This window comes from Nocardiopsis sp. iso_25 (assembly GCF_056173305.1).
Genome location: NZ_CM149667.1, coordinates 1,524,503 through 1,546,607, shown reverse-complemented (window position 1 = coordinate 1,546,607; position 22,105 = coordinate 1,524,503). Strand labels below are relative to the sequence as shown.

Below are 22,105 nucleotides of genomic sequence, written 5' to 3'. Positions count from 1 at the left end.
TACCGTCTGCGGAGCAGCCGGTGATCCGCGGCCCATCATCTGGTGATGTGTCCGACAGTTCGACGACATTCTCACTTAATGCATCCATTTGGTCACTTCATGTACGGTTTTTGACCCCCGCGCCCATGGTTGATTACTCAGAGGCTGCGAGCATCACTAGGAGTAGTCGATGGGAAGGAACACTCATGCGCAAGCACCACAAGAGGTGGGTCGCGCTGCTCGGCGCCGCCGCGATCGCGTCGTCGGGACTGGTCGGTCTCCCGGGGGCGGTGGCGGCCGACGAGAAGGACACGCGGACGCTGGCGTGGCCGGAGATCAGCCAGGGCGTCTCCTCGTACAGCCTGGACGGCTACGAGATCGGTTATCTGCCCTCCGAACTGGAGCGGCACGGGATACACGCCTCGACCACGACCGACCGGCTGGGCAACAGGCAGTCGCAGCTGTCCTGGATGCGCGGGCCCGACCAGCTGCTCGGCAGGGTCTCCATCCTGCGCTCGGACAGCATGCAGCAGCTCGACGACCTGCGCGAGCGCAGGTACGGCCACCTTCCCGAGAGGACTCTGGAACGCCTGGACTCGGGCGAGGCGCTGCGCAGTGAGGCCTACCTGTCGCCGGAGACCGGCGACCTGTTCTGGCTCGACGAACCGGGCGTGGCCGTGGCCCTGTACCTCCAGCCGGACAAGTGGGGCAGCGGTGAACTGGTCAGGATGGCGGAGTCGCTGACCAGGAAGGAGGCGCCCGCGGAGGGGGCCGGGGAGACCGATCCCGAGGGGTCCGGATCGGAGGAGCCGACCACCGAGGAGCCGACGGCCGAGGAGCCCGCGCAGGAGGGGCCGGACGCGCAGGAGGGGTCCGGCGGTGAGGCGGGCGGCGCCGCCCCGGAGGAAGGCTCCGGCGGCGAGGCGACGCAGGAGGAGCCCGCCGAGGCGGGGAGCACCCACGAGCCCGTGGAGTCGGCGCCCGAAACGACCGGGGAGAAGGAGCCGCAGGAGCCCGCCGGAACGGACGGGAGCGCTGCCTCCGCCGACGGGACCGCGGTGGACGCCTCCCCCGCCGGGCGGCCCGGGACTCCGGAGACCCCCGAGGCCGCCGAGACCTCTGAGACCCCCCAGGCCCCGTCCGGGCAGGGCGGAGAGGCGGCGCAGGAGGAGCCCACCGCCGGGGAGGGCGCGCAGGAGGCACCCGCGGAGTCCGGGGAGAGCGGGCAGGCCGCGGGCTCCGAGCAGCCCGGGGCGACCCGCGTCCGGATGGCCAAGGAGTGCGTCGTCAGCCGGTTCGTGAGCTTCGGGAGCGGCGAGACCCGTCTGGGCGAGATGACCCCGGCCAGCGCGGAGTTCGTGGAGCGGGCCGTTGCCGCGGAGCGGCTCGGCGACGGGGACCTCGACCGCCTGCTGGCCACCGTCTGGTACTACGGCGACGAGGGCGTCAAGACCGGCGCCGTCGAGCACTGCGCCGAGGACGTCGAGATGTCGCGCACCGAACTGGAGGGGCTCATCGCCGACCTCGGCGAGATCATCGCCGTGCTCGTGGAGGAGGCCGAGAAGCACGACGCCACGCACGAGGAGAACGTGGCGCGCACGCTGGAGGAGGTGAACGCCACCCTGCCCGTGGAGGTGGACGCCACCTCGGTCATGGACCCGATCGGCGCCCAGGAGTGGGCCGAGCTGACGCGGTCGCTGCCGTGGAGCTTCCCGGCCGGGACCTCCTGAGCAGCGCGCCCTCCGGCCGCGAGGCGGCGGCGGTAGGCGGGCAGCACGGTGCGGGCGGGCCCTGAGGGCCCCCTACATCCAGTCAACCCGGGGCCGGGCGCACGCACCAGCCCCGGGTTCCTCCTGTGGACGACGCCGTAGCGCCCGCCCCCGTCCCCCGCCCCCGGTCCCCGGCGCGCGGTTCCTCTCCCGCCGGGCGCCCCGTGGGAGCACCCGCCTACGGCGCTCCCCCGCACCGCGACCGGAGACCGTCCACGGGCACCCGTCCTCCTCCGGAGAACCGGCGACGTCCCCGTGAACCGCTCGCGCACGGTTCCTCCTCGGGGCGGGCGCCCGTCCCACCGGCGTCCCGCGCGGCCCGCCCCTCCCACGGCACCGGGCGCCGCTCCCACGAAACAGACATCAACCCATTCATATGGACAACCCATGATGTAACGTCACCTCAGGCCCGAGTCCGGGTGACCACGGTCACCCTCCCGGCCTCCGCGTTCCCCACCGGGGGCGGGCCCGGGCCGGACCGCGGTGGCGACCCCGCCACCACCGCCCCCTGAGGAGGACCCGCCCAGATGCCCCTCGGTTTCACCACCCGTCCCCAGCTCCGCGGCGACTTCGGCATGGTCGCCTCCACCCACTGGCTGGCCAGCGCCACGGGCATGTCCCTGCTCGAACGCGGCGGCAACGCCTTCGACGCCGCCGTCGGCGCGGGGTTCACCCTCCAGGTGGTCGAGCCCCACCTCAACGGCCCCGGCGGGGAGGTCCCCGTCGTCTTCCAGGCCGCCGGGGGCTCCCCCCGCGTCCTGTGCGGCCAGGGCGTCTCCCCCGCCGCGGCGACCGTCGACGCCTTCGCGGGCATGGACCGCATCCCCGGCAGCGGCGTCCTCGCCGCCACCGTCCCCGGCTCCTTCGACGCCTGGATGCTGCTGCTGCGCGACCACGGCACCATGACCGTCCGCGACGTCCTCGACCACGCCATCGGACTGGCCGAGCGCGGCTACCCCGTCCTGGACCGCATCGCCGCCGCCGTCGAGGCGCTCACCCCCGTCTTCTCCCGCCACTGGGCCGGTTCGGCCGCCGTCTACCTCCCGCACGGCGCCGCGCCCCGCCCCGGCTCCCGCCTGCGCAACCCCGCCCTGGCCGCCGCCTACCGGCGGATCGTCACCGAGGCCGAGGCCTCCGGAGGCGACCGCGAGGCGCAGATCGAGGCGGCCCGGCGGTCCTGGTCGCAGGGCTTCGTCGCGGAGGCGGTCGGGGACTTCCTGTCCTCGCCCGTCCCCAGCGGCACGGGCGAGCCCCAGCGGGCCCTGCTCACCGCGCAGGACATGGCCGACTGGAGCGCCTCCTACGAGGAGCCCGCCAGCGCGGTCTACGGAGCCCACACCGTGCACAAGACCGGCCCGTGGGGGCAGGGGCCCGTCATGCTCCAGCAGTTGCGCCTGGCCGAGGCCCTGGGCACCGGCCGCGACGTGCTCGACGGGGTCAGCGCCGACTTCGTGCACGGGGTGACCGAGGCGGCAAAGCTCGCCTTCGCCGACCGCGAGGCCTGGTACGGCGACCCCGACTTCACGGACGTGCCCCTCAAGGAGCTGCTGGGCGCCGACTACACCGCGCGCCGCGCGGCACTGGTCGACGGTGCGCGCGCCAGCATGGAGCAGCGGCCCGGCTCCGTCGGCGGCCGCACACCCTTCGAACCGCCGCTGTACGTGCCGGGCCGCACCCCCGGCGACCGCACCACGGGCGAGCCCACGGTACGCCAGGACGCCGTCGCCAACCCCGCCGACCTGCGCGGGGACACCTGCCACGTGGACGTCGTGGACGCGTGGGGCAACATGGTCTCGGCCACGCCCAGCGGCGGCTGGCTCAGCAGTTCGCCGGTCATCCCCGCCCTCGGCTTCCCGCTGGGCACCCGGGCGCAGATGTTCTGGCTCGACCCGGCCTCCCCCAACGCTCTGGCGCCCCGCAAGCGCCCCCGTACCACCCTGTCCCCCACCCTGGTGACCAGGGAGGACGGCCAGGCCGTGCTGGCGATCGGCACCCCGGGCGGCGACCAGCAGGACCAGTGGACGTTCACCGCCCTGCTGCGGATCCTCAACGGGGTGGAGAACCTCCAGGAGGTCCTGGACACCCCGATGTTCCACACCACCGCCTTCCCCAGCTCCTTCCACCCCCGCGAGACGGTTCCGGGCGGCCTGGTCGTGGAACCGGGTGTGGGGGCGCGGACCGTCGAGGAGCTGCGCCGACGCGGCCACCGGGTGCAGGTCGCCCAGGAGTGGGCGCTGGGGCGCCTTGCCGCCGTGGCCCGCGACCCCGAGACCGGCGAGCTGCGCGCCGCCGCCGACGCGCGTGCCTCCCAGGGGTACGCGGTCGGCCGCTGAACCGGCTCTGAACCGCACGGGACCGGAGGAAGACGAAACGGCACGCGACGCGGCGCTGCGCTGCGCGGAACGCACTGCACAGGGGGGTTGACAGCGCTTACCTGCATTGATGCGGGCTCTTGCCAAATCGCCCGGTCACTGCTTATGTAGACCCTGTGCGACGGCACTCCGGGAAAGCTCCCGACCGCGTTCCGTCAGAACTCAATACCACCGCATCAGGGCTCGTGCGCTGTCTCCCCCTCCCTCAGTGACGGCCCTGTTCCCCCTCCTGACCGAGGCCTGCCTTCCCCTCCCGGCTGGGTTTTTCGGACAAGGAGAACGAGCGGGCCGTGGTACCACCGGCGCGGTGGTGCCACGGCCCGCTTCGTGTGCGCGTGCGGGCCGCGCGGCGTCAGGTGTTGACTCGCACGGCTCCGGCGTAGTCGGCGGTGCGTACCTGGGTGACGCGCACGTCCAGGCCGGTGCGCGGCGCCTCCAGCATCATGCCCTCGCCCAGGTAGATGGCCACGTGCGAGATGTAGTCGGGCGCGGTGGGGTCCGTGCGCCAGAACAGCAGGTCGCCGCGCTGGAGGTCGTCGAACTCCACGCGCTGTCCGGCGTTCCACTGGTCGTGGGTGACCCGCGGGATGGACACGCCCGCCTGGGCGAAGGCCCACTGGAGCAGGCCCGAGCAGTCGAAGCCGCCCTCCGGGGTCTCACCGCCCCAGACGTAGGGGACGCCCAGCTGGCTCTCGGCGTTGTCGATGACCTGCTCGATGACCGAGGGGGCCACGGCCTCGCCCTCGACCAGCGGCTCGGGCGAGTCGGCGACGAGCTGGAGGGAGACGTCCTCGCCGAGGGCCTCGGCCAGGGCCTCGTGCAGCTCGGCCAGGTCGGCCTCGGGCGCCGAGACCACCAGGGCGTTGCCCCTGGGCATGCCCAGCTCCGCGGCGCGCTCGCGGGAGACCAGCGCGTCGATCCCGGCGATGCCGGAGGTGGCGTGCGTCCACACCTCCAGGGGGACCTCTCCGCGCCCGCCCGCGACGGTGACCTCGCGGCCGACCTCCAGTCCGCGCTCGGTGCCGACGTCCTTGGACAGGGCGACGTGGCCCTCGGCGACGCCCTGCCAGATCTCGTCGGACTCGGCCGAGGGCTCGGGGGCGTGGTTGCGGAAGCTGGAGGGGCTGACGCCGAGCACCGAGGTGGGTTCGCCCTCGATCTCGACACGGGCGGCGTCCACGGCCAGGACGCTCTCGACGCCCTCGACACCGCGGACCTCCTCGACGGCCTCGCGCGGCAGGGCGCGGGGGGCGACCGCGAAGTACTCGGTGCTGCGGGCCTCGCGGAAGGGGGCCACGTAGGCGTCGCGCCGCAACCGGGAGTCGGAGACCTCGGGGGACTGCTCGGACGTCTCCTGCCGGGGGCCGCTGGCGCCGGAGGCCTCGGAGGAGAGCTGTTCGCTGATGGGGGGACGGTCCTCGACCACCGGCTCCGCCCAGGCCGGGGTGGTCCCGAAGGCGGTGAAGGCGACGGCGAAGGCGGCCGTGGTTCCCGCACACGTTCTCAAGCGGCTCCGCACGGGGGGATCTCACCTTTCTGCGAGTGAGCCGACCGGGGCGTGGGGGAACCCCTGCGGCGTACGGCCCGTTGCCGGTTTTACACTTTCCGGATCCAAGAATGGGCGTACCGGGACGAGTTTGCAAGAAGCCCACGCCGTCCGATACCGGACCGCCACCCGGTGCTCACCCGATGTTCCTCGTCACCACGGGGGTCAGCGGGAAGCGCACCGGGGTGTCCGCGAAGAGGGTGGCGCGGGTCGTGGCCTCGGCCTCGGCCACCGCGCGCACCGCCTCCCCGGCCAGGTCGGCCGGCACGTGCAGCACGACCTCGTCGTGGACGAAGAAGACGATCCCCGCCCCCTCGGGCATGTCCGGCAGGCGCTGGCGCAGCGAGGCGAGCAGGACCAGGGCCCACTCGGCGGCGGTGGCCTGGACGACGAAGTTGCGGGTGAACCGGCCCTGTGCGCGGCGGCGGCGCTCGCCGCCGGGTCCGGAGACGGCGGCGTCCCACCCCGAGGGGGCGGGCGAGGTGCGCCCCAGCCAGGAGCGGACGACGCCGCCGGCCTCTCCGGTGCGCGCGGCGGAGTCCACGTACTCCAGGGCGCGCGGGTAGAGGCGGCGCATGGTGGCCAGCAGGGGCGCGGCGTCGCCGGAGGTCTGGCCGTACATGGCCGAGAGCATGCCGATCTTGGCGCGGTCGCGGTCGCCGCCCACGTGCACGGCCAGGCGCGCGTACAGGTCCTCCTCCGCGGCCGCGGCCGCCAGGGCGTCGTCGCCGGAGACCGCGGCGAGCACGCGGGGTTCGAGCTGTCCGGCGTCGGCGCGGACGAGGACCCAGCCCGGGTCGGCGCGGACCGCCCCGCGCAGCGACCGGGGGATCTGGAGGGCGCCGCCGCCCCGGGTGGCCCAGCGGCCCGACACCACGCCGCCGACCACGTAGTCGGGGTGGAAGCGGCCGAGGGTGGTCCCGTCCGGGCCGGGGCGCCTGCGCACCCAGGTGTCCAGCCACGTCCAGCCGTTGGCGGAGTGCAGGCGGGATAGCTCCTTGTAGCGCAGCAGGAGCGGGACGACGGGGTGGTCGATCCTCTCCAGGACCCAGGAGCGGGTGGAGTCGACGGGGTGGCCGATCCACGCCATGGCCCGCAGGACCTGTGTAGGGGAGTCGGGGTTGACCTCGCGGCCCACGGCCTCGCCGATGCGGGCGGCGAGGTCGGCGAGGACGGGCGGGCGCTGCCCGGAGGGGGGCCGGTGGCCGAGGAGGCCGGTGAGGATCTCGTCGTGGACGTCGGGCCGCCAGGGCAGGCCGTCGTGGCTCATCTCGGCGGCGGCCAGTCCCCCGGCCGACTCCACCGCGGCGAGCAGGCGCATGCGTCCGGGGGCGGGGTCGGGGAGTTCCGCGAGGCGCCGCAGTTGGTCGGCGTGCACCTCGACCAGGGCGGCGAGGCGGTCGGTGCCCGGGGGCAGGGTGGAGCGGTCGGCCTCGAAGAGCGCGGGCTGGGCGTGGGCGCCGCCCTCGCCGAGGGGGCGCACGGGGTCGTCGGGGACGGGCAGCCGGTGCAGGCGGGCCCAGGCGGCGCCCAGCGAGGAGGCCTCGCCGTGGCGGGCCTGGTAGCCCAGGAGCAGGGCCTCGGTGAGCGCGGCGTCGTGGCAGCGCGAGACCCGCACCCCGGCGCGGACGAGGTCGGGGTAGACGTCCTCACCGGCCGACCACACCCAGCGGGGCGGCTGGAGGTTGGCGTGCTCGGCCTCGCGCACGGCGGCGGCCAGGTCGCCGACGCGGCGGATCGGGCCGGGGGCCTCGTCCAGTTCCTGGAGCCAGCCGCCGCCCTCGCCGTCGGCGACCACCGCGATCCGCATCCTCCCCAGTGTGCCGCCCGCCTGCGACAGTTCCGCGGATTCGCGCTTCTGTACAGACTTCGCGCCGGTTCTCGGCCACTATGGAGTCATGACAGCCAGGCCCTCGCCCGAAGTCCGCGACCGCATGTCCGGCACCGGGCATGGGGAGACGGTCACGGTTCTCGTCTCCCCCGGCGCTGTGGAGGCGTTGGAGGAGACCCTCGATGTCCTGACAAGTCCCAGTCCCCTCCTCCATCTGGAAGAGTCCCGGGCCGCTCTGGAGGTGGGTGACGCACTGGACGCCGACGGACTCGCCGCCCTGATGGCGCTACGGAAGGAGCCGGGCGTGAACGACAGGGAACGCACGGACCACCCTCCGGCCATCACCGACCCGACGTCTACCGGTCTCGCTGAGTTCCGGGGCGGACCACGTTGGCCAGCGGCTCACCGGCGGCCCAGCGGGCGAGCTGGGCGTCCATGAAGGCGCGGGCGCGCGGGTAGAACGCGGCCGAACCACCCGCGACGTGCGGGGTGAGGAACACGCCGGGGGCGCTCCACAGCGGGTGGTCCGCGGGCGGCGGCTCGGGGTCGGTGACGTCGAGTGCGGCCCGCACCCGGCCCTTCTGCTCCAGCAGGGCGCCGGTGTCCAGGACCGGGCCGCGGCCCACGTTGACCACGAGGGCGTCGTCGCGCAGCAGGGCGAACTCGCGGGCGCCGAACAGACCGCGGGTGGCCTCGGTGAGCGGGGTGACCAGGACGACGATGTCGGCCCCGGGCAGCAGGTCGTGCAGCTCGTCCACGCCGTGCACGCCCTCGTCCGGACGGGCGCGGCTGGCCACGCGCACGACCTCGGCCTCGAAGGGCAGCAGGCGGCTCTCGACGGCCTGACCGATGCTGCCGTAGCCGACGATCACCACGCGCGAGTCGGCCAGGGAGCGCAGCTGGGCGGAGCCCCAGTGGTGCTCCCTCTGCGCGAGCGCCCACCGGGGCAGGTCCCGCTGGGCGGACAGGATGAGCGCGAGGGCGTGCTCGGCGGTGCTGGCGTCGTGGAGGCCGCGCCCGTTGCACAGGGTCACGTGGTCCGGCAGCAGCGGGAGCACCTGCTCGTACCCGGCGGACAGGAGCTGGACGACCTCCAGCGACGGCATCCGCGCGATCATGTCGAGCCGCGCGTCGACGCCCTGGGTGGAGGGGGTGTAGGGCACCTGGTAGAAGGCGACCTCGTCCAGCCCGCTGCCGGGCGCCGCTCCACCCGCGTACAGGTCCACGGTCAGGGAGTCCGGGGCGTTGTCCCTGTTCTGCTCCCACTGCACCAGCGTTCGGCCGCCCATGTCGCGCCGCCCTTCCCCTCGGTCCGTCTCAGGCGCCACCCTAGCGGGACGGCCGCGTCAGCCGGTGGAGCGGGTGAGCTCGTAGCAGGCGATGGCGGCCGCGGCGGTGACGTTGAGGGAGTCGACGTCGCGGTCGGCCATGGGGATGTGCACCCGGGCGGTGGCCCGCTCCAGCCAGCGGGAGGAGAGCCCGTCGCCCTCGGTGCCGAGCAGGAGGCCGACCCGGTCGCCGGGGGCGAGGGCGGCCATGGCGTCGCGCAGGGGCAGGGAGCCCTCCCCCGGCGTGAGCGCCATGAGGTGGAACCCGGCCGCGCGCAGGGTGTCCAGACCGCCGTACCAGTCGTCCATGCGGGTGTGGGGCAGGGTGAAGACCGCGCCCATGGACACCTTGACCGCGCGCCGGTACAGGGGGTCGGCGCAGCGGGGCGCGAGCACGATCGCGTCCACGCCCAGACCGGCGGCGCTGCGGAAGATGGCGCCCACGTTGGTGTGGTCGACCAGGTCCTCCAGGACCACGATGGTGCGCGCCCCGGCCAGGACGTCGTCGAGCGGGGGCAGGGCGCGGCGGTGGAAGGCGGCGAGCGCGCCGCGGTGCAGGTCGAAGCCGACGAGTTTCTCGGCGGTGTCCTCCTCGACCACGTACAGCGGCGCGGAGGAGGCGGCGACCACGTCGTCGAGCGCCTCGGCCCGGCGTTCGGTGAGCAGGAAGCTGCGGGGCTCGAACCCGGCCGCGGCGGCCCGGCGGATGACCTTGTCGCCCTCGGCCATGAACAGCCCGTGCTCGGCCTCCAGGTGGCGGCGCAGGTTCACGTCGCGCAGGCGGGTGTAGTCGGCCAGGCGCGGGTCCGCGGGGTCACTGACCTTGATGACGTCCATGGGGGACGATTATCTCCGGTCCATGAGGGTTGCTGTCCCGGGGCCGCCCACGGGGTCCGCGGAACCCCGGTCCGAAGCCGTGCACGGGGTTGGCGGAGCCCGGTCCCCAGGCCGTCCACATGAGCGGCGCGGGGCTGGTGGCGCGGTCGGCGGCGCGGCACACTGGAAAACGGGGGGACCGCCCCCTGTTGTCGGCGGCGCGTGGTGCCCCCGTCATCGAGCCTACGTCCGCGCCACCGCGCCCGGAAGCCCCGATCGCGGCCTGTGGACGGGCGTCCGGCCGACGCGGGCCCTGCCGCGCCGCGGGTCGATCGCGGACATCCGCCCGGCCGCGCCGTCCGTCAGCTGATCTGCTCGGTGAGGGCGCGCAGGCGCTGCCAGCGCGCCTCCTCGCAGGAGCCCTTGCGGGTGAGCGTGGTCTCGACCTCCTGGCCCTCCCAGGTGCCCACGATGGTGGCCTCCTGGGGCCCGTACACCTTGTCGGTGCACACGGTCCCCTCGCGGACCTCGGTGAACAGCAGCGCGCTGCCCGTGTTGACGGCCTCCGTCGGCTCCGCGTCGCCCGCGTCGGTCTCGTCACCCGCGTCGTCCGCGTCGCCTTCCGCGCCCCCGCCACCCTCGGCGGCGACCGACTCCTCCTCGACGGTGACCGGCTCGCCGGTGTCGGCGTGGAACTCCTCCGCGGCCCGGGCCAGCTCGGCGCAGGCGGCGGGGTCCTCCTCCAGGTTCCCGGTGCACATCAGCGTCTGCACCCAGGCGCGTCCGCGGTCGCTCACCTGGACCTGGAGCCGACCGCTGGGCCCCTCCTCCACGACCTCCTCGGGCTCGGCCGCGTCGGGGGCCAGGTCCGGGGTCATCGCGGTGGTGGCCCGCACGTCACGCTGGTCCGGCGGCAGCATCGACGGACCGACGATCGCCCCGTAGGCGACCGCGCCGAGGCAGCACGCTCCGGCGAGCATGGCGGTGCCGAGAGTGCCTCGGCTCCGGTGTTCACGATGCGATGGGGACATGCCAAAAACCCTCGGGGGTCGGTGTCACGGGACGTCCACTGGGGAGTGTGGGCTGGGTGTGGACGCGGGGCCTAAGCCTAGCGGGGAGCGCAGAGTGACCCTTGACGGGCACGGTAACAAAGCGATCACCCCGGTCGAATCGGGAAGGGCTTCCTCTCCTGCATTACCAACGAGTAAGGTCCTGGAAACGTGTCGTTCGCGCCTCATGGTGTGGTCGTTCGTCCTCCATACCGTGTGATGCCGTCGGGCGCGCGGGGGTTCGCACCTCCTTCCGCGGGGCCGACGCCGTGGCACCGCGGGGGGCACCTCCCCGCCCCGGCGTCGTCCCCGCTTCGACCCCGCATTGACCCCCCGGAGTGCCCGTGCCCAGTGGACGCCACCGTCAGGCCTCACCGACCGCCGCGAACACCCGCGGGGCGGTCACGTCGCCGTTGGGGATCACCGCGATCGCCGTCGCCCTGATCGCGGCGGCCGCGGTCGCGGTCCCGATCGGACTCGACATGCTCGGTTGCGGCGACACCCGCTACCTGCGCGTGTCGGCGACCCAGAGCATCGCGCCCGTGCTCCGCGAGGCCGCGGGCGAGTTCAACGACGAGCGCCCCGACTACGACGGCGAGTGCGTCTACGCGCAGGTGGACGAGATCGCGCCCCACCGCATCATGAGCGCCCTGTCCGGGGGCCGCGCGGGCGACTCCACCATCGCCCCGCACGTGTGGGTGCCCGAGTCCTCGGCCTGGGTCGAGCTGACACGCGTCTCCGGCAGCGGCACGCACCGCATCGACACCGACCCGCCCTCGCTGGCCAGCTCACCGGTGGTCCTGGCCGCGCCGCGGGGCAGCGAGGGCGTGCCCGGACCCGACGGGGCCGAATGGCCCCTGGTCCTGCCCGACGACCGCGAACGCCCCCTGGTGATGGTCGACCCCAACCGCGGTGCCGACGGTATGGCCGTCATGCACGCGGTCCGCCGTCACCTGGGGACCGGTGACGAGGCGGACACCGCCATGACCGACTTCGTGCGCGACGTGCAGCTCGACAGCGCGTTCGGCGAGATCGACCTCGCCACCTTCTACACCTCCGGCCACGACGGCGGCGGGAGCGGCGAAGGCGGCGGAGGGCGCGTCGACCCGCTGATCGCCGTCCCCGAACAGGCGGTGGTGTCCTACAACGCCGACCGCGCCGGGGCCGCGCCGCTGCTGGAGGCCCACTACCCCGCCGAGGGCACCGTCAGCCTCGACTACCCCTACGTCACCACCACCGACACGGCCTCGCTGCGGTCGGCCGCCGCCGACCTGCACGAGGTGCTGCGCCAGGACTCCTACCGCGCCCAGCTCCGGGATCTCGGCTTCCGCGACCCCGACGGCACCCTGTCCGGCACGGCCGGCGCGGACCCCGACGGGTTCGGTGTGACCGCCGAGGAGCCGCCCACCCACGACGACCTGACCGGGGACGCGCTGCTGGCCTCGGTCACCGACTGGAACCGGCTGTCGATGCCCAGCCGCACCCTGGTGCTCGCCGACACCTCCGCGAACATGGCGCAGTACCTCGACGGGGGCCCGAGCCGGATGGAGGTCGCCCGGCAGGCGGCGCTCATGGGCCTGTCACTGTTCCCCGACGAGACCGACATGGGTCTGTGGCTGATGTCGGACGAGAACGCGGGCGGCCGCGTCGAGGCCGCGGACATGCACCCCCTGGGCGAGACCGAACGGGGCGACACCGCCACCCGCCGCCGGGAACTCATCGGGGTGGCCGAGGAGATCGCGGTCCGCGGCGGCGGTTCGCGCCTGTACGACAACATCCTGGCCGCCTACGACCGGGTGCAGGACGACTACGACGAGGACAGGATCAACAGCGTCATCCTGCTCACCGCCGGGCAGGACGAGGGGTCCAGCGACATCACGCACGCGGACCTGGTGGCGGCGCTCCAGGACCGCTTCGACCCCGAGCGGCCGGTCAGCATGTTCATCATCGCCTTCGGGTCGGGTGAGCAGCAGGTTGCGGAGGAGGAGCTGCGGCGGATCGCGGCCGCCACCAGCGGTTCGCTGTTCGTCACCGACGACCCCGACGAGATCGGCGACATCTTCCTCAGCTCCATCTCGCGGCGTCTTTGCGTGCCCGACTGCGACAGCTGACGACCGGAGCCCTCTCCGTCCGGCGCGGTCTCGATTGGGTATCGGAATCGAATTTCGTTCCGCCCCGCCCGGAAAGGAGAACGCGGGGCGAACGGACGGAATCCCCGAGGTGATCGGCGCTGTGCCCGGGTTCACACCCGCGGGCCCCCGGCAGGGCCGACGCGGGAGCGGCACGGTCGGCATTAACCCGGTCTGGACTGTTGAGTACCGTTTCCCACCAGTAACACCCCCCTGTACGCCTCGTCCGTACACCACCCGTGAGGAAAGCTGTGGGACGTCACCGCGGAAGATACGCAGAAGAGACCTCCGGCCGGTCCAGGCGCCGTCGCGGCCGCGGCGGCGCCTTCGCGGCCCTGGCCGCCGCGCTGGTGATCGTGGTCGGCCTCGCCGCGGTGGGCGTCTACGTGTTCGGCCGGTCCGACGGCTGCGGCGGCTCCGACATCGCGCTGGACATCGCGGTCAGCCCCGAACTCGCCCCGGCCCTGACCGACGTCGCCTCCGACTTCAACGCGGAGGAGCACCAGGTGGACGGAAGCTGCGTACAGGTGCAGGTACGCCAGGTCGACTCCGCCAACGTCGCCTTCGGCATCACCGGCGCGGGCGCCACCATGGGCGACACCGATTCCGACGTGTGGATCCCGGACTCCTCCCTGTGGCCGCGCCTGGTCCAGAGCCAGGCGGGCGACGCCGTCATCACCGAGACCGGCACATCGGTGGCCCGTTCGCCGCTGGTCCTCGCCGAGCTCACCGAGTTCGCCGACGAGGACTCCCCGAGCAGCTGGGCGGAGGTCGTGCCCACCACCGCCCCGGGCCAGGAGGCGGAGCGCACCGTCCGCGTGGTCGACCCCGCCCGCAACGCCACGGGCCTGGGCGCCCTCTACCTCCTGCACGGCGCGCTGGAGGAGGCCAGCCCCGACACCGCCGCGTTCAACGCGCGGATGACCGCGGCCCTGCAGTCCCTGCACCGGGGCGCGTCCTCGGACGAGGAGGCCGCCTTCCTCGCCCTCAGCGGCGGCGCCGCCGAGGCCCCGCCCATGATGGTGATGTCGGAACAGGCCGTGTGGCGCTACAACGCCGCGCACGGGGACACCCCCGCCCAGGTCGGCTATATGGAGGGCGGCACCTACTACCTCGACTACCCCTACGTCGTGCGCAGCGAGGAGAGCGCCGTCACCCGCGCCGCAGAGGAGTTCCGCGAGGCGGTGCGCGGGGAGGACGCGCGGACCCGGCTGCTCGCGGAGGGCTTCCGCGGACCCGAGGGCCAGATCGACGCCTCCGTACTCACCGAGGAGGTCGGCTTCGCCGCCGAGCCGCCCACCGAACTGCCCACACCCGCGGCGGAGTCGATCACCGGGCTGATCCGCACCTGGAACCAGCTCAAGATGGACTCCCGCGTCCTGGCGATCGTGGACATCTCCGGCTCGATGCTGGCCGAGGTGCCCGGGACCGGGATGACCCGCATGCAGGTGACCAGCGCCGCCGCCACGCAGGGTCTGGAGATGTTCACGCCCAGTTCGGAGCTGGGCCTGTGGGAGTTCTCCACCGACGTCAACAACGAGCTGCACTACCAGGAGATCGCGCCGATCCGCGAACTCCAGGCGGCCGCCGACGACGGCACCGCGCACCGGGACGTCCTGGCGGGCGCGCTGGCCTCGCTCCAGCCCCTGCCGCAGGGGGACACGGCGCTGTACGAGACCTACCTGGCGGCCTACCAGGAGATGTCGCGCACCTACCAGCCGGACCGGACCAACGTCATCCTCATGCTGACCGACGGCGACAACGACAACCCCGGCGGTCTGGGACTGGACGAGCTGATGTCCCAGATCGAGTCCCTGGCGAGCCCGTCGCGACCGATCCCGGTCATCACCATCGCGTTCGGGCCCGACGTGCAGAACCTGGAGCCGCTCCAGGAGATCGCCGCCGCCACCGGCGGCGCCGCCTACATGACCGAGGACCCCACCGAGATCGGTGAGATCTTCCTCCAGGCGTTCTCCCTGCGCATCTCCGAGGACTCCGAGGGTTCCGAGGAGACCACGGACTAGTCGGAACGGCGTTCGGGCCGCGGGCCCGGACGCCTCCCCCTCCCCACCCTCCCCCCACGCGTCTGCGGCCCCTTCCCACGGAACTCCGACAGGCGGTGACAAGTCCCTGTCCTCCGGGTGAGGGGCTCTGGACTTCTCCGTTGCGTTGGCGTACTCAGAGAGGAGTCGGGGTTGCTCCCGCGGTACCGGAGGCCCGGCACACGACGACCGGACGGGGGAAGGCCATGACGGAGGCGTGGATGCCCGGCGCCGAGAGGTTCGGCGGCGGGACGAGCACCCGGACGGCCCCCGGGATCGGCGCTCCGCGCGCCGTGTGGACGGTGACGGGGTCCGACCCCGCGGCCTGGTCCGCGCGCGAGGAGGCGCAGCGGCTGGTGACCGAGGAGCGCGAGGCGCACCTGGTGTGGAACCCGCTGACCGGCGACGTGGTCCAGACCCTGGCCGCGACCTGCCGCGGACGACTGCCCCTGGGCGGCACGCGCCAGTACGAGCTGTACCACGACCACGGCCATGAGGGGCGGGTGTGTCTGGTGGTGGCGGTGGTGTCCTCCGGGGAGACCCCCTTCACCGACGGCCCGCTGCACGGGCTGTCCCCGATCCTGACGTGGCTGGACTCCTGGGGGGTGGAGCGGGTCTGGCGCGCGGACCCCGCGGGACCGGTGGCGGGGACCGTGGACGCGGGGAGCCCGCAGAAGAGGAGCGGGGAAGCGCGGGGGCCGGACACGAGGAGCGCGGCGGACACTGTGGCGGCGGGTGTCGCGGCAGTAGATGGCACGGCAGCTGGTGGCGCGGCGGCGCACAGCACGGGGGCGCACGCCGCGACGGCGCCGCATTCGGCCGAGACCGCGCGCGCGGCGCGGGTGGCGCGCGCGTGGGCCAGGGGAGGGCACTTCGGCCACGACCAGGTCCCCGGTTCCTGCGCCAAAGGCCCCGGCAGACTGGACACCGCGCGGCTGCTGGCCACCGGCCTCGTCCCGCCGCCGAGCGGTCCGCGCGCTCCCGCCGGTCCGCGGCCCTCCGCGACGAGGTGAGTACGCCGCGGCGGGAGAAAAATGGTCCGGGTGCTCTGACCACCGGTAATCGGACACCACTGGTTCATCGCCGTTCCGCAACCCTTTAGTCTGTCGCCCATGGGTGGATCTATCGAGCCGGGTTGGTACGCGGACCCGCAGGGCGACGCGCAGACGCTCAGATGGTGGAACGGCAGCGAGTGGACACGGCATACCCGTTCCCTGAGCGAACTCCAGGGCGGTGGCGGTCAGGGTGACGAGGAGGCCGCGACCACCCACCTGGGCGGATCCGGACAGGGCGGCCCCGGGCAGGGCGCCCCCGCCTCCGACGACGAGGACCCCGGAACGGTGCGGCTGGGCCCCGCCCAGGAGCGGCCGGCGGCACCGATCGACGACGAGCCCAGCACCATGCGCATCAACCCCTCCTGGGCGCAGGGATCCCCCCAGCAGGACAACACTCCGCCGTCCCCCCAGCCCCCGATCGACGACGAGCCCAGCACCATGCGGATCAACCCGTCGTGGGCACAGGGTTCCCCCTCCTCCTCTCCCGCCTCTTCCTCCTCCCCCGCCTCACCGCCCCCCGTCGCTCCCATCGACGACGAGCCCAGCACCATGCGCATCAACCCCTCCTGGGCGCGGGGCGGCGACGATGACGAGGAGCCCACCGCCGACCTGGGCGGCACGAACGCCACGATGCGCGTCAACCCGGCCGACCTGCCGGGCCGCGGCGGCCCCGGAGCGGGCGACGGGTACGGGGCGGGCGACGGGTACGGGGCGGGCGACGGTGCGACCGTGCGGGTCAACCCGGCCGACCTCCCCCGGCGCGACGAGGACGAGCTGCCCACCGCCGACCTCACCGACGACGAGATCCCCACGTCCAACCTGACCGACGACGACCTGGGCGGTGAGGCGCCGCGCACCGCGGTGTTCGACCCGGCTGGTCCCGGTGCTTCCGGTACTCCCGGTACCCCTGGTGCTCCCGGTAGTCCTGGTGCTCCCGGGCCGACGGGGGCCCAGGGTGAGGCTCCGCGCACCGCGGTGTTCAACCCGGGCGACCCCGCGCTCCAGGGCGGCGGGACCGCCGGTACCGCCGTGTTCGACCCGGGCGACCCCGCCTTCTCCGGGGGCGCGGACGAGGGGGACAAGAAGGGCGGCAAGTTCAACAAGTTCCTGGGCAGCCTCAAGGAGGGCTGGTCCGACCTGTCCGAGGAGCGCAAGGAGCAGCGCCGCCACTCCGAGGAGGAGACGGCCAAGCGGCGCGAGGAGGAGCGGGTCCGCAGAGAGGCCGAACTCCAGGAGGAGGCCAAGCGCCGCGAGGAGGAGGCCCGGCGTCGCGCCGAGGAGCAGCCCCCGGGTGCACAGGGCCCGGGCGCCGCTGCCGCCGCCGGTTCGGCGGCCGGTGCGCAGCCGGGGGCCCCGTGGCCCCCGACCGGGCAGCCCGATCAGCCCGGCCAGCACTCCTCCGAGCAGCAGGCACCGGGCCAGCAGCCCTCGGGGCCGCAGCCCTCCGCCCAGCCCTTCCCCGGTGCCCAGCAGCCGCCGGGCTTCCCGCCCGCGCAGCCGCACTCGGGCCCCCAGCAGGGGCACTCCGTTCCGCCCGCGGGCACGTCCGGACCCCAGCAGGGCATGTTCTCGCCCCAGCGCCAGTCGGGACCGCAGCACCCGCAGTCGGGGCCCCAGCCCGGTTACCGCCAGCCCCCGCCGCCCCAGCAGGGTGGCTTCGGTCCGCCCGGTTACCCGCCCCAGCATCAGATGGGCGGCCCGAACCCCCCGGGGCGTCCCCCGCAGGGCATGCCCCCCGGCGGTCCGCCGCCCGGCCAGCGGGCCAACCGGCCGGGCCTCCCGCCCGGGTACCCACCGGCCTCCGGTCCCATGGCCAACACCCCGGGCGGACAGCCGCCGATGGGCGGTCACCACGGAGGCCCGCAGTGGGGCCAGCCGGGTCCGGGGCAGCCCCCCGGGCCGGGACAGCCCTACCAGCAGCACCGCCCGCAGAAGCCCAAGAAGAAGCGGGGAGGGTGCAGGAGCTGCGGCTGCGGCTGCTTCACCTTCCTGCTCATCCTGCTCGTCCTCCTGGTCCTGGGCTACCTCCAGTTCTGGGGCGTGTGGGACTGGATGTACGCCATCTTCGGCGTCGGTGAGCCGCCCGGCGTCTCGGACCCCTGGATCTGGGACTGACCCGTGCTCAAGGGGGCGGTCGGACACGGTCCGGCCGCCCCCTTCGCCATCCCCCGGAACTCCCCGCAACCCCTAAGCTGACCGGTATGAATGACAGTTTGGTGTGGATTGACTGCGAGATGACGGGCCTGGACTTCGAGCGCGACGCGCTGATCGAGGTGGCCTGCCTGATCACCGACGGCGAGCTCAACATCCTCGACGAGGGCGTGGACGTCGTGATCAGACCGCCGCAGGCCGCACTGGACCGCATGGGGGACTTCGTCCGCAACATGCACACGACCTCCGGCCTGCTGGAGGAGCTGGACAAGGGCGTGAGCCTCCAGGAGGCCGAGGACCTCGTCCTGGAGCACATCCGCCAGTACGTGACCGAGCCGCGCAAGGCTCCGCTGTGCGGCAACTCGATCGCCACGGACCGCACCTTCCTGGCCCGTGACATGAAGCGCATCGACGAGTTCCTGCACTACCGGATGGTCGACGTGTCCTCGATCAAGGAACTGCTGCGCCGCTGGTACCCGCGCGTGTACTACGCGAGCCCAGAGAAGAACGGCGGGCACCGGGCGCTCGCCGACATCACCGAGAGCATCCACGAGCTGCGCTACTACCGCGCCGCGGCCTTCGTACCCGAGCCCGGCCCGAACTCGGCCACCGCCCGTGCCATCGCCGCCGACGTGGTGGCCGGGGGCACCGGCGCGGAGGCGCGCGAGGCGGCTCTCGGGGACGACGCGGCGGAAAACTGATCGAAGCACTCCCCGGAGTCCGCTAAGCTTTCATACGTACGCGGGGCCGAGAGGCCCGGCGCACGTGGTGGGTGTAGCTCAGCCGGTAGAGCACTTGGTTGTGGTCCAAGAAGTCGCGGGTTCAAGTCCCGTCACTCACCCCAGAGGCGAAGGCCCCTGACCAGCGCGGATACGCAGTGGTCAGGGGCTTTCGCGTGTGCGGGGGTGCACCAGCGGGTGCACGGGGGTAAAGGTTCGCCCGGCGGGTGTGCGCCGCCCATCCCGTCACTCACTGCCGAACGGGGCGCACCCGGGTGCACGGGCACGCGTCTCTCCGGGATTTCGAGCCCCCGATCGGTAGCGCAGGGGCCAACAGGGGCACCGGCGAACTGGCCGCATGTGGCCGCGCTGGTGAAACCGCAGGTATAACGCGCCTCCATCGCGAAGAGGACGGGAATCCGCCCGCAGACCGGCCCTCACCGTGTGTTACGCATGCTAACTTGCGACCATACCCACCCATAACACCCCACCCCTGGCCAAAGGAGTCCTCCGGTATGTCAGGCGAGGCTGGCGCTAACCCGATCGAAGCCCTCCAGGGCGGCGAGCTCGCCGAAACCCTGGCCGAGGCCATGGCGGGACTGGCCGACATGTTCGACCTGATCATGGAGGACGCCGAGACCGTCGCCCAGCGCGAGGAGGTCTCCTCGGCCCTGCGCGCCTACAAGGAGGAGTACTCCCCCATCATCGTCGAGGCACAGGAGCACGGCCTGCGGTTGGCCAACAACATCCAGGCCGGAGCCTCCCAGACGGCCCTGAACGACCTGGAGGCAGCCCAGGAGTACGACACCCCCTGGGACCTCGACGTCAACTTCTGACTACCGCTCGCCCGTCCCCTCCTCTCCCTCTCCCTCTCCCCAAGCGAGTCATGGCTACCTTCGACCTCACCTTCCAGCCGCGTACCACCACCGCCAACCCCGAGGCGATCAGAGCGCGTATGGAGGACTTGGACATCCTCCAGGCACGTCTGCTGGGGCGCGCCGACGACCTGACGGGCAGTTCGGCTCCACCGCCACACAGTTCACCGACCTCGTCGGCTGGAACATCAAGGGGTTGTCCGAGGAGGACTACCAGTACTGGAAGGACGCCGGGGTGGCGATCACCTACGCCGCCTCCAAAATCGAGCAGTGGGCGCAGTACGTGGAGGAGTTCAAGGACGAGCGCGAAGCGCAGAACACCGAGTGGTTCGACTTCCGCACCAAGAAGGAAGGCGAGATCCCGGCCGACTTCCAGGGCCAGACCATCACCGCCACCCACCCCGAGTGCGGGGGCCTGTTCGGCATCAGCGACGCCAGCAAGTGCCGTGACATCTACGACGAGGTCGCCGCGAAGCTGACCGAACTCCAGGAGCGCGAGCGCACCAACTACCAGAAGTTCGAGGAGCACGCCGAGGATGTCGCCGAGGATCTGCGGGAAGGTCCGACCAAGGCCAACGTGCAGGAGCTCATCGACGCGGGCATCAACTCCTGGGCCTTCTACAACCTCGACCCCAACCGCTACACGATGCTCGTGGACGGACGGGAGCTGACTGAGGAGAACGCCGAGGAATGGGCCGAGGAGCTCTCCTCCTACTGGTCCGGCGACAAACCGCTGGACGAGCGGTACCACGAACTGATGCTCATGATGAGCATGATCGGCTCCAACGCGATGCAGGCCCAGCAGGGCGGCACCGGCTATCGCTCCGAAGAGATCGACTTTCTCCGGGAGTTCTACGACGCCCTGGAGGGAGAAGATCCCAACAGTATGGGTGTGCTGGGCGTTCCCGCCCAGATGGAGGGCGACCACCTCACCGACGAGGAGCGTGAACACGCGCTCGGCGTACTCGGTGACGGCCTGCTCACCCTGTCCGACGAGAACCTCGGCGGAAGCTACGAGGATCTGCCCCGAAGCGTGCGCCGGACCGCAGAAGGCCCGCAGTTCTACGAGCACGGGGAAGGCGAGGTGCCCTACTCCTGGGTCCTGTACCAGGGTGACGTGCGAGCACTGTCCGACTTCTTCCGACACACGAACGAGGACCTCCAGGGCGGCTACGAGCTGTCGGTCAACCTGTCCATGTCCTCTGGCACCTATACACACCACATCGGCGACAGCGACTTGATACCCCCGGAGGAACTGGCTCCGCTGCTGGACGTGGCCACACGCAACGAGGATGCCAACTACTACGTCATCACTGGTGAACATCCCGGTGGCGACCCCTACGCGGATCACCCCGCGCTGGGTACGGACAGCTCTGGACAGGGTGTGGACTACGCCGATCTGGGTGTGGACTACACCAATGAAGAGCGGACGAATGTGATCGAGGGCCTGTTCACCCACGAATGGGAGGACGGGGGCGCAGCGGTGCGCGGTTTGACCGACTGGATCTCGGAGGATGCGGCCAGTCCCGAGGATCGCGTACCCGAGGATGAGAATTCGGAGATACGCCCCGAACTCAGCGCTGAGGAGCAGCGATCCGCCGAAGCACTCGCCGCCCTGGTGAGACATATGGAGAATCCGGAGTTCAGCGAGGCCATGTTCGCCACGGGCCATGAGGTCACCGGAGACGACGGCGTCACATGGCGCGACGTCGCCGCCGGGCACCTGAACCCGGAGTTGGCTGACTCCTGGTCCGACATCTTCGTCTCGTACATGGACGTGTTCGCCAGCACAGAGGGGGTTGGCGAGAGCGAGTCCTCAGAAGGCCATGACACGCGCTGGGACGACGACCAGAACCGCGTCTACCTCAGCCCGGAAGGCCGGATGAACTTCACCGAGTTCATCATGGGCGACGTGGATGCCGCTCACAAGACGTATGGCGAGGTCGTCCAGTACGGAGCGGAGTCCATGGCGGAGTTCGCCACGGACAACGGCCCCCGGAGCCATGAGGGTTCCTCCAGTTACGGATCACTGCTCGGGCTGGTGGACGTGACCCTGAACTCCGAGAGCGAGCGGCGCTCGAATGACAACACCGAAGCCGTCGCACACGCCAACAAGGTGCGCAACCTCGTTGTGGACACGGCCGGTGGCTTCGCCGGCGACAGGAACGCCCCCGGGCTGGTCGTGGAGATAGCCAAGTTCCTCGCCAAGGAGGCCCTGGAGGTCTCGGACAACCCGCCCGATCCAAAGATGGAGAGCCCTCGGGAGTGGATGGCCGAAGAGGATATGAATCACCTGGCGATCAGTGCGATGGCCGCCAACGACCCAGAGATCATGGACGCACTGGAAGCGCTCCATCCCGGAGCCGTCCTGGGAAGGCGCGGACCGCTACATCCCTCTTGACCCCGCTGAGTGGGACGTCAACGGGGAAAGCCAGGACACTGTA

At 72.4% G+C, this 22,105-nt stretch carries 14 protein-coding genes and 1 tRNA gene; 10 read left to right on the top strand and 5 right to left on the bottom strand.

The features are described 5' to 3' along the window. The first annotated feature begins 185 nt into the window (after positions 1-185). Together AC0VX6_RS06805 and AC0VX6_RS06800 are read left to right on the top strand one after the other, a co-directional pair. Positions 186-1,709, top strand: a complete 1,524-nt coding sequence (locus AC0VX6_RS06805) for an ICP22 family protein (RefSeq protein ID WP_274976676.1) — start codon at positions 186-188, stop codon at positions 1,707-1,709. A gap of 566 nt (positions 1,710-2,275) precedes the next feature. Continuing rightward, complete coding sequence (locus AC0VX6_RS06800) at positions 2,276-4,081, top strand: gamma-glutamyltransferase family protein (protein ID WP_475467815.1); 1,806 nt, start codon at positions 2,276-2,278, stop codon at positions 4,079-4,081. A gap of 391 nt (positions 4,082-4,472) precedes the next feature. Here AC0VX6_RS06800 and AC0VX6_RS06795 read toward each other — a convergent pair whose 3' ends face one another. From AC0VX6_RS06795 to AC0VX6_RS06775, 5 genes are all read right to left on the bottom strand, one after another. Continuing rightward, on the bottom strand, positions 4,473-5,639 hold the full coding sequence (locus AC0VX6_RS06795) for a C40 family peptidase (protein WP_274976674.1): 1,167 nt from the start codon (positions 5,637-5,639) through the stop codon (positions 4,473-4,475). Positions 5,640-5,802: 163 nt separating this feature from the next. Next, positions 5,803-7,476, bottom strand: a complete 1,674-nt coding sequence (locus AC0VX6_RS06790; protein WP_475467813.1) for a bifunctional 3'-5' exonuclease/DNA polymerase — start codon at positions 7,474-7,476, stop codon at positions 5,803-5,805. 377 nt (positions 7,477-7,853) lie between these two features. After that, a complete protein-coding gene (locus AC0VX6_RS06785) occupies positions 7,854-8,786 on the bottom strand; it encodes a 2-hydroxyacid dehydrogenase (protein ID WP_475467811.1) in 933 nt (310 codons plus the stop codon). Between the two features lie 57 nt (positions 8,787-8,843). Next, the gene (locus AC0VX6_RS06780; protein WP_248773919.1) at positions 8,844-9,662 is read right to left on the bottom strand and encodes a TrmH family RNA methyltransferase; all 819 of its coding nucleotides are present in this window, start codon (positions 9,660-9,662) and stop codon (positions 8,844-8,846) included. 341 nt (positions 9,663-10,003) lie between these two features. Continuing rightward, complete coding sequence (locus AC0VX6_RS06775; protein WP_475467810.1) at positions 10,004-10,621, bottom strand: hypothetical protein; 618 nt, start codon at positions 10,619-10,621, stop codon at positions 10,004-10,006. Between the two features lie 413 nt (positions 10,622-11,034). Between AC0VX6_RS06775 and AC0VX6_RS06770 the strand changes: the two genes are divergently transcribed. The 8 genes from AC0VX6_RS06770 (at position 11,035) to AC0VX6_RS06735 (ending at position 22,062) form a co-directional block, all read left to right on the top strand. Beyond that, entirely contained in the window at positions 11,035-12,801 is a 1,767-nt protein-coding gene (locus AC0VX6_RS06770) for a substrate-binding domain-containing protein (RefSeq protein WP_475467809.1), read from the top strand. A 269-nt stretch (positions 12,802-13,070) separates the two neighbouring features. Further along, a complete protein-coding gene (locus tag AC0VX6_RS06765) occupies positions 13,071-14,843 on the top strand; it encodes a substrate-binding domain-containing protein (RefSeq protein WP_475467807.1) in 1,773 nt (590 codons plus the stop codon). A gap of 224 nt (positions 14,844-15,067) precedes the next feature. Next, the gene (locus AC0VX6_RS06760; protein WP_475467805.1) at positions 15,068-15,874 is read left to right on the top strand and encodes a hypothetical protein; all 807 of its coding nucleotides are present in this window, start codon (positions 15,068-15,070) and stop codon (positions 15,872-15,874) included. A 99-nt stretch (positions 15,875-15,973) separates the two neighbouring features. Next, complete coding sequence (locus AC0VX6_RS06755) at positions 15,974-18,031, top strand: DUF2510 domain-containing protein (protein ID WP_475467803.1); 2,058 nt, start codon at positions 15,974-15,976, stop codon at positions 18,029-18,031. A gap of 86 nt (positions 18,032-18,117) precedes the next feature. Next, entirely contained in the window at positions 18,118-18,768 is a 651-nt protein-coding gene (gene orn, locus AC0VX6_RS06750) for an oligoribonuclease (protein ID WP_274976666.1), read from the top strand. Between the two features lie 67 nt (positions 18,769-18,835). After that, positions 18,836-18,911: transfer RNA gene (locus AC0VX6_RS06745), tRNA-His, on the top strand. Between the two features lie 390 nt (positions 18,912-19,301). After that, the gene (locus tag AC0VX6_RS06740; RefSeq protein ID WP_378635076.1) at positions 19,302-19,622 is read left to right on the top strand and encodes a hypothetical protein; all 321 of its coding nucleotides are present in this window, start codon (positions 19,302-19,304) and stop codon (positions 19,620-19,622) included. Positions 19,623-19,857: 235 nt separating this feature from the next. Beyond that, positions 19,858-22,062 carry a TPR repeat domain-containing protein gene (locus tag AC0VX6_RS06735; protein WP_475467801.1) on the top strand — a complete coding sequence of 735 codons (2,205 nt, stop codon included), beginning with the start codon at positions 19,858-19,860 and terminating at the stop codon, positions 22,060-22,062. Positions 22,063-22,105 lie beyond the last annotated feature (43 nt).